Raw genomic sequence first — 13,075 nt, 5'->3', positions numbered from 1 at the left:
TGAGGAGCAACGCCATGACTGATCTCGCTGTCGCCCGCCATTTCTCGATCGAACCCGCACTGGCACTCAAGGACGACGAGCGCCAACCCTGCGAAGTCTGGACCCGCGTGATGGGCTACCACCGTCCGGTGGCGAGCTTCAATACCGGCAAGAAGGGCGAGCATGCCGAGCGCACGTTTTTCGATGAGATCCGCTGCGCGGCCTGAGCCCATTGTGGCAGACCTGAAAGTCGGCGGCTTCACGCCGCTGACCAGCATCGACTTTCCCGGGCGGCTGGCCGCCGTGGTGTTCTGCCAGGGGTGCCCCTGGCGTTGCGACTACTGCCACAACCCGCACCTGATCCCGGTCGCCAGCCCGTCCGCGCGGGTCTGGGAAGACGTGCTGGCATTCCTGGCGCGGCGGCGCGGCCTGCTGGATGGCGTGGTGTTCTCCGGCGGAGAGCCCACGCTGCAGGCCGCGCTACCGGCCGCCATGCGCGACGTGCGGCAACTGGGTTTCGAGGTCGCCCTGCACACGGCCGGCATGTATCCGGACCGCCTGGAGGCCGCGCTGCCATGGGTCGACTGGGTTGGCTTCGATATCAAGGCGCCCGCGCACCGCTACGACCACGTGACCGGCACGCCCGGAAGCGCCACACGCGTGATGGACTCGCTGGCGCGTCTGGTGGCAAGCGGTGTCGCCTATGAATGTCGTACGACCTGGGATCCCGAGCTATTCGATGAGGCCGATTTGATGGCGCTGCTGCATACGCTGGCGGAGAAGGGCGTCCTGCGCTGGTCGTTGCAGGTCTGCAATCGCGCCGGAATGCCGGTGCCGCACCCGGCGGGGATTGCAGACCGCATCGCCGCGGCGTGCCCGCGGATTGCCGTGCGAATGCCGGCCTGATTTACTCAGCCACGTAGCGTTGCCACGCGCCGGTTTCCTGACACACGCCAACCCGTTCGCAATGCAGCCGGACCTGCTCTTCGTCCAGATCGCGTGCGGTCGATCCGTCGCTGTCGAACGCGATCTTGAGAGCCCGTGCCACGTGGGCATTCTCGATCGGCAGCTCCCAGGTCAGGAACAGCTGGGTGCAATCCTGATTCGCTGGAAAGTCGGCGGCGCTGAAACGGCTGCTGCCGCGTGGGATCACTGCGTGAGGCTGGCAGGTATCGAAGATCAGCACCGAGCCCCGCTGCAGCGGAATGCGAAGATCCAGCAAGGGGAAGTGGACGTCCTGTCCCTTGTCCTCGCTCAGGAAGAGATTGCAGAATGCGGCGCCGCCATACTGGTCGCCGTCATGGTGATACCGCGCCCCGCGACAGACCATAAGCGCCACATCGCTCGCGGCCAGCACTTCAGGCAAGCCGAGCGTGCTCGCCCAATCCGAGACCGCGCGCACGCAGCGCGAATAATCCGGCCAACGCACGCGTGCTCGCGCCAGGGGCATGACTTCGACATCCCCCACTTCCAGGTTCATGTGATGTGAGATTTCGCGCGCCCAGTCTGCGGTCAGCCGGGCAGGGGGCTCTGGAATGTCGACGGTGCCGGAGAGCACAACGTCACTCACGCGCCGGCTGCGGATGGCGTCGCCACTCCAGTAGTAGGCGGTGAGGGAATCCTGAAGATGCGGTTGCGGGTGGCTGCGGCTCATAGGCTGCAGTGTAATGCGCGGGTCCCGATCGTCCCTCATTGCATCCGCGCCTCGAAAATACCGATCATGCGCAGGGCCAGCGGCGAGAGATAGGCACCCGCCCGCGACATCACGCCTACCCGTCGGCCCAGGTCCAGGGCATCAGGTCGCAGTGCGATGGGGCGCAGGCCCGTCTGTGCGCCATTGCTGGTTGATCCCGCGATGCAGAGCATTTCGGTGCCGCGCACCAGATCGAAGAGGGCCGTGCTGCCGAAGTCGGTCTCCACGCGCAGGATCGGTGCGGGCAAGCCCAGTTCCGTGAAGGCGGCGTCGATCTGCTGGCGGATCAGCACGTGCGAGCTAGGCAGCAGCCACTGCTGGTCGGTCAGGTCCGCCAGCGTCAGGTTGCGTCGTCGTAGCAACGGATGATTCTCGTCGGCCACCACGGCCAGGCGGTCGGTGAACAGTTCACGCGATACCAGGGCCGGGTTCGCCTGACGCGGCAACGGGGCGATGGCCAGGTCGAGTTCGCCGGCCTGCAGCAGGTCCATCAACTCGCGCGCCACACGCATCGTCAGGCGCAGTCGTGCCACTGGCCGCTCGCGAATCAGTTGCCGACACGCGCCCAGCACCAGCGCATTGGGCATCGAAGGGGAATAGCCGAGGCGCAGCATCCCTTGTTCGCCGGTCTGGATGCCGCGCATTTCCTTGATTGCATCTTCATATTCCAGCCGGATCCGGCGTGCCCGTTCCAGAAAGACCGCTCCCGCCTGCGTGACGCGCATACCCAGCGTCGTGCGTTCGAACAGCGGTACGCCCAGTTGCGCCTCCACGCGCTGCACGGCCTTGGTAAGTGCCGGCTGGGTCATGTCCAGTGCCTCGGCGGCGCGCCCGATGCCACCGTGGGTTTCCACAGCCAGGACGTATTCCAGATCGCGAGTCTCCATCGCACATTCCTAGTATTTATGACTTTATTCCAGTCAATGCATTGTAGTGATGCCCGTCATCTTACAGACTGGGCGCACAAATACCAGACACGTTGCAAGGAGACATGCATGACGTTCGCCTACTTCCTCAGGCGCGCCGCTCGTTACTGGGGCGACAACCCGGCCGTGCTGTACCGGGATCGCGTGCTGACCTATCGCCAGCTCGACAAGCGTTCCACGCGGCTGGCGAACGCGCTGCTGGCGCTGGGCCTGACCCGTGGCGACCGCGTGGCGATCCAGGCGCGAAACTGTCCGGAGATCGTGGAGATCGAATGCGCGCTGTACAAGGCCGGGCTGGTCAAGGCCGCGCTGAATCCCCGTTTCACCGCCGAAGAGGCGTCGGATGTCGTGGAAAACTGCACGCCGCGCGTGATGATCGTCGGCCCCGGCTACACGCGATACCAGCGGGAATCACGCGGGTTCGGCTGCGTGGAGCATTTCTTTGCGATTGCCGGGGCGGAGGGCCAGTACGGTGCCTATGAAGCACTGATCGATGGCGGCGCCACCACCGCCATCGACTATGTGCCGCAGCCTGACGACCTCGCCGTGCTGCATTTCTCGTCGGGCTCCACCGGCAAGATCAAGGCGGCGATGCAGAGCTATGGCAACCGGCTGGCGTCGATGCGCAAGATGATCCTGGGCATGGATCGCCCTGCACGCCCGGGCGATCGCCTGGCGTTGATCGGGCCGATTACCCATGCGTCTGGCATGTTGATGCAGCCGTATCTGTTCCTTGGCGCCACGCTGGTCCTGTTCGAGAAGTTCGAGCCCGCGCACTTCCTGGCCGAGGTGCCGCGTCTGAACCTGACGCACGTGTTCATGGTGCCGGCGATGATCAACCTGCTGCTGGCCGAGCCCACGCTGGCCACGGCAGACCTGAGCTGCCTGAAGACGCTGGCCTACGGCGCCGCGCCCATGGCGCCCGCACGTATTCGCGAGGCGTGGGAACGCATCGGCCCGATCCTGTCGCAAGGCTACGGCGCCAGCGAATCGACGTCCGGCGTTACCCGGCTATCCACGGCAGATCATGCCGAGGCACTCGCGCGGCATCCAGAGCGACTGGCATCGTGCGGTCGCGCCATGGGGGAAACCGAGGTGCGGGTCGTCAACGAACGCGGCGAGGAGGTCTGCGACGACGAGATTGGCGAACTCGTGATTCGTGGCGAGGATGTGTTCCAGGGCTACTGGGGTGAGCCCGGTCTCACCAGCGAGGTGCTGGTCGACGGCTGGCTGCACACCGGCGACCTGGCGCGTGTGGATGCCGATGGCTACCTGTACCTGGTCGATCGCAAGAAGGACATGATCATCTCGGGCGGCTTCAACGTGTACCCGACCGAAGTGGAAGCCACGCTGTACCAGCATCCGGACGTCATGGAAGCCTGCGTGATCAGCGTGCCCGATGAAACCTGGGGCGAAAGCGTCAAGGCCGTGGTGGCGCTGTGGCCGGGCCGGCAAGCCAGCGCATCGGAATTGATCGGCCATTGCCGCGCGCGCATCGCCGACTACAAGTCGCCGCGCACGGTCGATTTCGTGGCCGAGCTGCCCAAGAACGCAAGCGGAAAGCTGGCGCGCAAAGTCGTGCGGGAACAGTACTGGGTGGGCGCCAGCCGCCGCGTCAATTAAGGGGCACATCATGTTCGAACATCTGACCAACCCCGTGCTGCTGGATACGCGCGTAGCGATCCAGCGCTTCATCGACGAGGAACTGCGGCCGCTGGAGCGCGAGCTGGATCTGGGCGCGGAAGACCCGTGGCCGCGCGACGTGCTGCGCAACGTCTGGCGCCGTTCCAGCGAACTCGGGCTCTACGCGGCATGCCTGCCCGTGGAACTTGGCGGCAAGGGTCTCAATATCGCGGAGCAGTGCGCGCTCAAGGCCGATCTGGCCGCCAGCGGGGCGGTGCTGGCGCCGCACGTGCTGGGCGATCTCGGCGGGCCGCCCCGCGTGGGCAACATGCTCAAATACGCGACGCCTGACCAGATCGAACGCTACTTCCAACCGGTAATTCGCGGAGAGAAGTCCACGTGCTTCGCGCTGACGGAGACGCATTCTGGCTCGGATGTGCAGAGCATTCGGACCAGTGCCGTCGTAGATGGCGATGATCTCGTCATCAACGGAGAGAAGCACTACATCAGCGGTGCGCCGTTCGCGGACTTTGCCATCGTGATGTGCGTGACCGATGCCGCCACCGCGCCACCGTCGATCACGGCGGTGCTCGTCGACCTTGATTTGCCGGGCGTGACCGTCAGTACCGAGTACGTACCGATGTCTGGCCAGCATATTGATGGCGATATCCGCTTCGAGAACGTGCGTGTGCCGCGTGCGAACATCTTCGGTGGCGAAGGACGTGGCTTCAAACTCGGCATGTCGCGCATCAACGTCAACCGGCTGCTGCATTGTCCGTCGATGCTGGGGCTGGCCATGAGCGCGTACAAGGCGTCGGTACAGTACGCGGGCGCGCGCCGCCAGTTTGGCGGCCCGATCGCGCGTTTCCAGGCCATCCAGCACATGCTGGCCGATATGGCGGCCGCGCTGTGGGCGTGCGAGAGCATGATCGCGCAGACAGCGATGCTTGCCGATGCCGGCGCTGACCTGCGCATGAAGGCGGCGGCGTGCAAGCTGTTCGTGTCGGAGCGCTGCTTCGAGGTGGCCGACAAGGCAGTGCAGATTCACGGCAATGTGGGCGTGACGCGCGGCCATCCGGTGGAGCAGACCTGGCGCAAGCTGCGCATGTTCCGCATCTTTACGGGCACCAGCGAGATCCAGCGGAATACGATCGCCAAGGCGATTCTCGATCCCACTGGGGCATGACCATCTGGCCTGATCGGGTCTGACCTGACCGACGGGCCTCAACGCATTTGCGTGGCGACATTGCGATACAAGACAATGCGCCGCATGACAGGAGACAACCATGAATCGTCGTCAGTGGTTTGCCACGGCAGGCGCCGTGGCCGGTGCCACGGCCTTGAGCGGCATGATGAGCCGCGTGGCCAGGGCAGCCGCACCCTATCCATCGCGCCCGATCCGGTTGATCGTGCCGTTTATCGCCGGGACCGCGCCGGACTCGATGGCCCGCACGATCTCCGCCGAACTGGCGCCCGTGCTGGGCCAGCCGCTGGTGGTGGAAAACATCGGTGGCGCGGGCGGCATCATCGGCGCTCGCGCGCTGAAGCGTGCCGAGCCGGATGGCTACACGCTCGGTGTGCTGGCCAATCAGCACGTGATCAACGTTCACCTGTATCGCGACCAGCCGTATGACGCGACCAAGGACTTCACCGCGATTTCGGCGCTGTCCGGCGGCCCGGTAGTGTTGGCCGTGCCGGCCTCGTCGCCATACAAGACAGCGCGTGACCTGATCGAAGCAATGCGTCGGCAGCCGGATGGCTTGAACTATGGATCGGGCGGAAAGGGCAGTGTGTCGCACCTGGCAGTGGAGTCGCTGCTCCACCAGACGCGAACCAAGGCGGTTCACATCCCCTACAAGGGTGCCAGCGAAATCGTGACGGCGATGATGAGTGGGCAGACGCAGTTCGGCATGCCCGTTCTATCGACAGCGGCACCGTTCCTGCGCAACGGACAGCTTCGTTCGCTGGCGGTGTCGTCAGCCGCGCGGTCGATCTATTTTCCCGACGTGCCGACGCTGGCGGAATCGTTGCCGCCAGGCTTCGTGCTCGACAACTGGAGCGGCCTGTTTGCCCCAGCTGGCCTGCCAGCGCCGCTGACGAAGAAGTTGTTCGATGCCATGGTCGCGCTGCAGGCCAGTGGGAAACTCGATGCGTCGATGAAGGCAAACGCGGGAGAGATTCGCAGGAGCGCATCGCCCGCCGAATTCGCGCAGATGGTAGCCGCGGATAACGCCCGCTACGACAAGCTCATCGGCGAGATCGGGATGCGGGGGGAGGTGGGCTGAGACATCCGGCAGCCCGCACGGGCGGGCGCCGATGGTACGGACACCATCGCCACGCGCGGCGCTTGACCCGGCTGACCAGATCTCCGGTCAGCGGGAAAGCGTGCTGTACCAGAAGGGCAGTGCCGCGGCGGCCATCGCCACGGCCAGCGGGGCGAGTTGAACCAGGCCGGCGAGCACTGCGTGTAGGGCGGATCGTTGTGACATGGCGGCGACGGAGTGAGAATGTCGTGGCATCATGCGCTGTCGAACCTGAACCGCGCCTGAGCGCGGCGTTCAGCTTCTGTTCAGGCTTGCCCCCGCAACATGCGCCCCATGAATGCCTTGACACGCTGGCTGCGCCCCGCAGCGCACATCCTGATCCTCGTTGCCGCGCTCGGCCCCTTTGGCGCCGCCGGCATCGCCCATGCCGATACCGATGCCGACCGCGCCCGCGAGGCGCTGCGCTCGGGCGAGATCCTGCCCCTGTCCCACATCCTCGAGACCGTCTCGAATCAGTACACGGGCGACGTCATCGACGTCAAGCTGGACCGCGATGACGGGATATGGACCTATGAAGTCAAGCTGCTGCTGCCGAACAGCGCGGTGGCCAAGCTCAAGTACGATGCCCGCAACGCGCGCCTGTTGAAGGCAAAGGGGCATGACCTCGACAAAGCCCGCAAGCCCTGACGACGATGCGCATCCTGCTGATCGAGGACGAAGCCACACTGGCGCGCCAGCTTGCCGATACGCTGTCTCAGGCAGGATATGTGGTGGATCACGCGTCAGATGGCATCGACGCCGAGCATCTCGGTACCGAGAATCCCTATGATGCGGTCATTCTCGACCTGGGCCTGCCCAAGCTCGATGGCCTGACCGTGCTCAAGCGTTGGCGCCAGGCCGGCAACGGCGTGCCGGTGCTGATTCTGACCGCGCGCGACAGCTGGGTGGAGAAGGTGGAAGGCATCGACGCGGGCGCGGATGACTATCTCACCAAGCCGTTCCGTGCCGAGGAACTGCTGGCCCGTATTCGGGCGCTGATCCGCCGCTCCACCGGGCATACCTCGCCCGTTCTCGTCTGCGGCCCCGTCACGCTGGCGCCCGCCACTGGTCAGGTCAGTGTGGACGGATCGCCCATCGTCCTTACCGCCCACGAGTACAAGGTGCTCGATTACCTGATGCACCACCAGGGTGTGATCGTCAGCAAGACCACGCTGACCGAGCATATCTACGCGCAGGACCATGACCGCGACAGCAATACCATCGAGGTATTCGTCGGTCGCCTGCGACGCAAGCTCGGTGTCGACGTCATCGAAACGGTGCGTGGCCTCGGATACCGGCTGCGCCCGCCGGAACACGGCGCATGAAGCGGCCCACCATCGCGGGCAGGTTGCTGCTGATTGCCACGCTGTGGGTGGTCGGCACGTTATGCGCCACGGGCTGGGTGCTCGATACGCTGTTCGGGCGTCACGTCGACAAGACATATGTGACCGAGTTGGACCGGGACCTGACCAGCCTTGCCGCCGCGCTCGAATGGAATGGCCACGGCCAGCTGGAACTGACGCGCCAGCCCGCCGATCCGCGCTTTGAACGGCCATACTCGGGCGCCTACTGGCAGGCCGCGTCGGGCACGCAATCGCTACGGTCGCGGTCGCTGTGGGACATCGACATCCCCACGACGATCGAGCGCAAGATTCCGGCGGGAGACGCCGATATCCGGAACGGCCCGGAAGGCCAGTCGCTGCTGGCGAAGTCCCGCAGGCTGCAATTGACCGGGGATGACGCGTACGTCCAGATCACGGTGGCACTGGATCGCACCGAATTGCGGGACGCCAAACGGTCGTTCCGGCATCTGTTGTGGCTGTCACTCGGCATCCTTGGTGTGGGCATTCTCGGCGCCGTCTGGGCGCAGATCCGCTTTGGGCTGGCGCCGCTGAGCCGCCTGCGCGCGGCGGTGGCAAAGCTGCACGGCGGTGGCGACCCCACGTTGCAGGGGGTATGGCCGGCCGAAGTGAAGCCTCTGGTCGATGAGATCAACGTGCTTCTCAAACGCAATCACGATGCCGTGGAGCGGTCGCGCCGGCAGGCGGCGGATCTGGCCCACGCGGTCAAGACGCCGCTGGCGATCCTGGCCAACAGCGCCACGGCCTTGCCCGGTCCGCTCTCCCAGAGCGTGCTGCAGCAGGTGGACGCGATGCGCCAGCAGGTGGATCGGCATCTGTCGCGGGCCCGCGCGGTGGGTGCCGCCGGCGCGGGCGGGCGAAGTGTTGCGATCCGCCCGGCGGTCGAGGAACTCGCCCGCGCGCTCGTGCGGCTTCATGCGGGCAAGCCGATTGAAGTCAGTGTGGAAGGCAATGCCGACTTCTTTGGTGACAGGCAGGATCTTGTCGAGATGCTCGGCAACCTGCTGGACAACGCCTGGAAATGGGCGAGCACGCGTATCCGCGTGACGCTGGTATCGCAGGAGTCGGAGATCGAGATCTGCGTCGACGACGATGGCCCGGGCATGCCCGCAAGCTCCATGCATCAGGCCATGCAACCCTTCTCCCGGCTGGACGAATCCGTCGAGGGCAGTGGACTGGGCCTGTCTATCGTGCGCGATATCTGCGCGATGTACGACGGGGCGTTCGAACTGAAGCGCTCCTCTCTGGGCGGTCTGGCCGCGCGGATGCGGTTTCCGGCCGCAGGTGCGACGCAGTCGCAGCGCTGAGCCGCCGAGCCGCTGACCGGCCAGTGCCGTAGCCACCGACTGTTGATCCCTGGAACGGCCGGTGTTCCATTCTTGAACAGTCTTTCTCGTTGCCACCGGGGTGTATCGACGGGATTCCGGCTTGAACGGGCCGCAGCGGAGGGTGGCCCGGGTTTTGCAAATAACGCATGGACGCCACGCAGAATCAGACCAGAACGCTGGCGTCGTCACTCATCCATCAGGAGACAGTCCATGCGTTACGCCCATCCCGGCACCCCCGGCGCCATCGTTTCGTACAAGCCGCGCTACGGCAACTTCATCGGCGGCGAGTTCGTGCCGCCTGTCAAGGGCCAGTACTTCACCAACACCACGCCGGTGACCGGTGAGGCGATCGCCGAATTTCCGCGCTCGACCGCCGAGGACATTAACCTTGCACTCGACGCCGCCCACGCCGCTGCTGGCGCCTGGGGCCGCACCGCGGTACAGGACCGCTCGCTGATCCTGCTGAAGATTGCCGACCGAATCGAGCAAAACCTCGAACTGCTGGCTGTTACCGAGACGTGGGACAACGGCAAGCCAGTGCGCGAGACGCTCAATGCCGATATTCCGCTGGCCGTGGACCACTTCCGCTACTTCGCCGGCTGCATCCGCGCGCAGGAAGGCTCGGCGGCCGAGCTGAACGAGCACACCGTGGCGTACCACATCCACGAACCGCTGGGCGTGGTGGGCCAGATCATCCCGTGGAACTTTCCCTTGCTGATGGCGGCATGGAAGCTGGCGCCTGCGCTGGCTGCTGGAAATTGCATCGTGCTCAAGCCGGCCGAGCAGACGCCGCTGGGGATCAACGTGCTGATGGAGCTGATTGGCGACCTGTTGCCGCCGGGCGTGCTGAACGTGGTGCACGGCTTCGGCAAGGAGGCCGGAGAGGCACTGGCAACCAGCAAGCGCATTGCCAAGATCGCCTTCACTGGGTCGACCCCGGTTGGTTCGCACATTCTCAAATGCGCGGCCGAGAACATCATCCCTTCGACCGTGGAGCTGGGAGGCAAATCACCCAATATCTACTTCGAGGACATCATGCAGGCGGAGCCGAGCTTCATCGAGAAGGCGGCCGAAGGGCTGGTGCTGGGGTTCTTCAACCAGGGCGAGGTGTGCACGTGCCCGTCGCGCGCGCTGGTGCAGGAATCCATCTACAACCGCTTCATGGATGCCGTGATGACCAAGGTGGCCGCCATCAAGCGCGGCGATCCGCTCGACACCGAGACCATGGTCGGTGCGCAGGCGTCCGAGCAGCAGTACAACAAGATTCGCGGCTATCTGGAGATCGCCCGGGAAGAGGGCGCCGAATGCCTGGTCGGCGGCGATGTGGAGGTCATGCCCGGCAGCCTTGCCAAGGGTTACTACATCAAGCCGACGCTGCTCAAGGGCCGCAACGATATGCGCGTGTTCCAGGAGGAAATCTTCGGGCCGGTCATCGCCGTGACCACATTCAAGGATGAAGCGGAGGCCGTTCGGATCGCCAACGACACCGAGTACGGATTGGGTGCGGGGCTGTGGACGCGCGACATCAACCGCGCCTACCGTGTGGGCCGCGCCATCCAGGCGGGGCGCGTGTGGACCAACTGCTACCACCTGTATCCCGCTCACGCCGCTTTTGGCGGGTACAAGAAGTCGGGCGTGGGCCGCGAGACCCACAAGATGATGCTCGACCACTACCAGCAGACCAAGAACCTGCTGGTCAGCTACGACACGCAACCGCTGGGCTTCTTCTGAACTGCTGCTGATCGTTGACGGGGGCGGTTGCTTCCGCTCCCGCCATCGTGAAGGGTGGTCAGTCGCCCTGCGGCGATGGGCCGCCCGCTTCCTCGATCCTGCGGTAGACGGTATTGCGTGAAACGCCGAGCGCCTTGGCCGTCGCCGAGATATTGCCGTCGTGTGCCTTCAGCGCAGTCAGGATGGCCATGCTTTCGATGTCGGCGAGCCGACTGGGGCGGGTATCGTCTCCGTTCGGCTCCGCCGCGTGTCGCGCGCGCCAGTCTTCGAGGAAGTCGTCAGGCAGGTGGTCTTCGGTGATTTCCGGTGATCCCTCGGCCATCAGTTGCGCGGTGCGTAGCAGGTTGGCGAGCTGGCGGATATTGCCGGGCCAGTGATAGCTGCGCAGCATCCGTGCCACTGGTTCGCTGAGCGGCAGCGCATTCGCATGGTCCTGTTGCAGCAGCCTATGCGCCACGGCATCCAGGTCGTCACGCTCGCGCAACGCCGGCAGACGCACCACGAATCCATTCAGGCGGTAATAGAGGTCCTCGCGGAACTGGCCGCTGGCCATCATCTCGCGCATGTTACGGTGCGTGGCGCAAACCACGGCGACGTCGACCTGGACCAGCTTGTTGCTGCCCAGCGGCGACACCGTACGCTCCTGTAGCGCGCGCAGCAGCCGCGCCTGCAGATGCAGTGGCATATCGCCGATCTCGTCGAGGAACAGCGTGCCGCCGTTGGCCAGCACCATTTTGCCGATGCCGCCCTTTTTTCGCGCGCCCGTGAATGCCCCCTCTTCGTAGCCAAACAGCTCGGACTCGATCAATGCCTCGGGAATCGAAGCGCAATTGACGGCGACGAATGGCCCGGCGCGGCGTGGGCTGTCGGCATGGATGGCACGGGCCAGCAACTCCTTGCCGGTACCGGTCTCGCCCAGCACCATAATCGGAATGTCCTTGCCGATGACCTTGCGCAGCTTGCCGATGACGCTCTTGATCTGGGTGTCGCCAGTATCGAGGGCATCCAGACCGTCTGGCTGCAGCGTCCCGTCGCCCTGTCGGCGTGCTGGCTTCGTATCGCGCTGGTGGGCCGCGTCGCCGCTTATGGTGGCGCGCGCGATCTGGCTGGCGGGCCGTTTCCACTCCACGCGCGCATACACCTTCACGCCACTCGGCAGTTGCAATTGGACGGTGCCGGCGGGCGCGCCGCGTTCCGAGTCGATCAGCTGGGGCATCGACATGCCGAACAGCGATGAGAAGGTATGCGCCTGCAAGGCCCCGATCGACAATTCCAGCTGGAAGACGCCGCTCCGGTTGGCGGAGAGAAAGCGCCCGGCAGGCGTGAAAGCGGCGATGCCTTCGACCAGCGTGCCGATGAACTCCGGCCGCGAGTGGAAGTGCACGCACACCACGTCCTGGAAGGCATTGGCGAACAACTGGTTCTCGATCATCTGCGCCGACATGCGCACCAGGGCCATGGTGTGCTTGTGGAAGCCGCGCTGATCGCCGGTGACGTCGAGCGCGCCGACGGTCCTGCCGTACGGGTCGAGGATCGGCGCGCACGAGCAGGTGAGGAACCGGTTGGCTTCCAGGTAGTGCTCGGCACCGTGGACCAGTGTCGGCCGACCCTCGACCAGTGCCGTGCCGATGGCGTTGGTGCCCCGGCTTTCCTCGGACCACAGCGCGCCCGGCTGCAAGGCCACCTTGCTGGCCTTGGCCAGAAAGTCATCATCGCCAAGCGAATGCAGGATCAATCCAGCCGAGTCGGTCAGGATCACCATGCTTTGCGTGTTGACGATCTGGTTGTGGAGCGTCTCCATGACAGGCAGCGCGTGGGTGAACAGCGACTGGCTGCGCTCGATCTGCGTCTTCAGCTCGCTTGGCCGCGCGGGGAGGAACTCGGGCGATTCATGGGGCCGCAGGCCATACGATTTCGAACGCTCGTGCGCTTGGGCGATCAGTCCGGGCTGATCGGTCTCCGGGGCCTCACTGGACGTGCCGCCTCGCGAAGCGCGCCCGGCGGCGGCCACGTGGGAAATCATGAATGTCTCCTTTAAGTCGCCCCGTGTCCGTGCGCGTCTGGCCGGGGGATCGCCCGCAACCGTGCGGGCGAAGTGACGCCGCAGGCCGTGGACACGCACACATTACCC

General features: G+C 65.1%; 13 protein-coding genes. 10 read left to right on the top strand and 3 right to left on the bottom strand.

The annotated features are described in order from the left end of the window. Positions 1–14: 14 nt before the first annotated feature. The gene (nrdD, locus tag RMET_RS26315) at positions 15–206 is read left to right on the top strand and encodes an anaerobic ribonucleoside-triphosphate reductase (RefSeq protein ID WP_011519544.1); all 192 of its coding nucleotides are present in this window, start codon (positions 15–17) and stop codon (positions 204–206) included. Positions 207–213: 7 nt separating this feature from the next. Then, entirely contained in the window at positions 214–885 is a 672-nt protein-coding gene (locus RMET_RS26310) for an anaerobic ribonucleoside-triphosphate reductase activating protein (RefSeq protein WP_011519543.1), read from the top strand. Position 886: 1 nt separating this feature from the next. Here RMET_RS26310 and RMET_RS26305 read toward each other — a convergent pair whose 3' ends face one another. Both RMET_RS26305 and RMET_RS26300 read right to left on the bottom strand, forming a co-directional pair. Beyond that, positions 887–1,633, bottom strand: coding sequence for a hypothetical protein (locus tag RMET_RS26305; RefSeq protein WP_029306576.1), 747 nt, complete (start codon positions 1,631–1,633; stop codon positions 887–889). A gap of 35 nt (positions 1,634–1,668) precedes the next feature. Next, the gene (locus RMET_RS26300) at positions 1,669–2,559 is read right to left on the bottom strand and encodes a LysR family transcriptional regulator (protein WP_011519541.1); all 891 of its coding nucleotides are present in this window, start codon (positions 2,557–2,559) and stop codon (positions 1,669–1,671) included. A gap of 108 nt (positions 2,560–2,667) precedes the next feature. Between RMET_RS26300 and RMET_RS26295 the strand changes: the two genes are divergently transcribed. The 8 genes from RMET_RS26295 to exaC all read left to right on the top strand — a co-directional run bounded on the left by RMET_RS26295 (position 2,668) and on the right by exaC (position 10,944). Continuing rightward, positions 2,668–4,221: an AMP-binding protein gene (locus tag RMET_RS26295; protein ID WP_011519540.1), complete on the top strand. Its 1,554-nt coding sequence runs from the start codon at positions 2,668–2,670 to the stop codon at positions 4,219–4,221. 10 nt (positions 4,222–4,231) lie between these two features. Continuing rightward, positions 4,232–5,407, top strand: a complete 1,176-nt coding sequence (locus RMET_RS26290; protein WP_011519539.1) for an acyl-CoA dehydrogenase family protein — start codon at positions 4,232–4,234, stop codon at positions 5,405–5,407. 100 nt (positions 5,408–5,507) lie between these two features. Continuing rightward, positions 5,508–6,506: a tripartite tricarboxylate transporter substrate-binding protein gene (locus tag RMET_RS26285; RefSeq protein ID WP_011519538.1), complete on the top strand. Its 999-nt coding sequence runs from the start codon at positions 5,508–5,510 to the stop codon at positions 6,504–6,506. A gap of 31 nt (positions 6,507–6,537) precedes the next feature. Beyond that, on the top strand, positions 6,538–6,666 hold the full coding sequence (locus tag RMET_RS34405; protein ID WP_267880299.1) for a hypothetical protein: 129 nt from the start codon (positions 6,538–6,540) through the stop codon (positions 6,664–6,666). 152 nt (positions 6,667–6,818) lie between these two features. Beyond that, positions 6,819–7,172 (top strand): PepSY domain-containing protein, encoded by a 354-nt coding sequence (locus RMET_RS26280; protein ID WP_017512555.1) that lies wholly within the window; start codon positions 6,819–6,821, stop codon positions 7,170–7,172. Positions 7,173–7,177: 5 nt separating this feature from the next. Next, positions 7,178–7,849, top strand: coding sequence for a response regulator transcription factor (locus RMET_RS26275; protein WP_011519536.1), 672 nt, complete (start codon positions 7,178–7,180; stop codon positions 7,847–7,849). After that, a complete protein-coding gene (locus tag RMET_RS26270) occupies positions 7,846–9,192 on the top strand; it encodes a sensor histidine kinase (protein ID WP_011519535.1) in 1,347 nt (448 codons plus the stop codon). Before RMET_RS26275 ends, RMET_RS26270 begins: the two co-directional genes overlap by 4 nt. Before the next feature lie 231 nt (positions 9,193–9,423). Next, positions 9,424–10,944, top strand: coding sequence for an acetaldehyde dehydrogenase ExaC (exaC, locus tag RMET_RS26265; RefSeq protein WP_011519534.1), 1,521 nt, complete (start codon positions 9,424–9,426; stop codon positions 10,942–10,944). A gap of 58 nt (positions 10,945–11,002) precedes the next feature. Here exaC and RMET_RS26260 read toward each other — a convergent pair whose 3' ends face one another. Beyond that, positions 11,003–12,967, bottom strand: a complete 1,965-nt coding sequence (locus tag RMET_RS26260) for a sigma-54-dependent Fis family transcriptional regulator (RefSeq protein ID WP_011519533.1) — start codon at positions 12,965–12,967, stop codon at positions 11,003–11,005. Positions 12,968–13,075: the final 108 nt, after the last annotated feature.

The organism is Cupriavidus metallidurans CH34 (assembly GCF_000196015.1).
Taxonomy (GTDB): domain Bacteria; phylum Pseudomonadota; class Gammaproteobacteria; order Burkholderiales; family Burkholderiaceae; genus Cupriavidus; species Cupriavidus metallidurans.
This window is presented reverse-complemented; position numbering and strand designations above follow the sequence as displayed.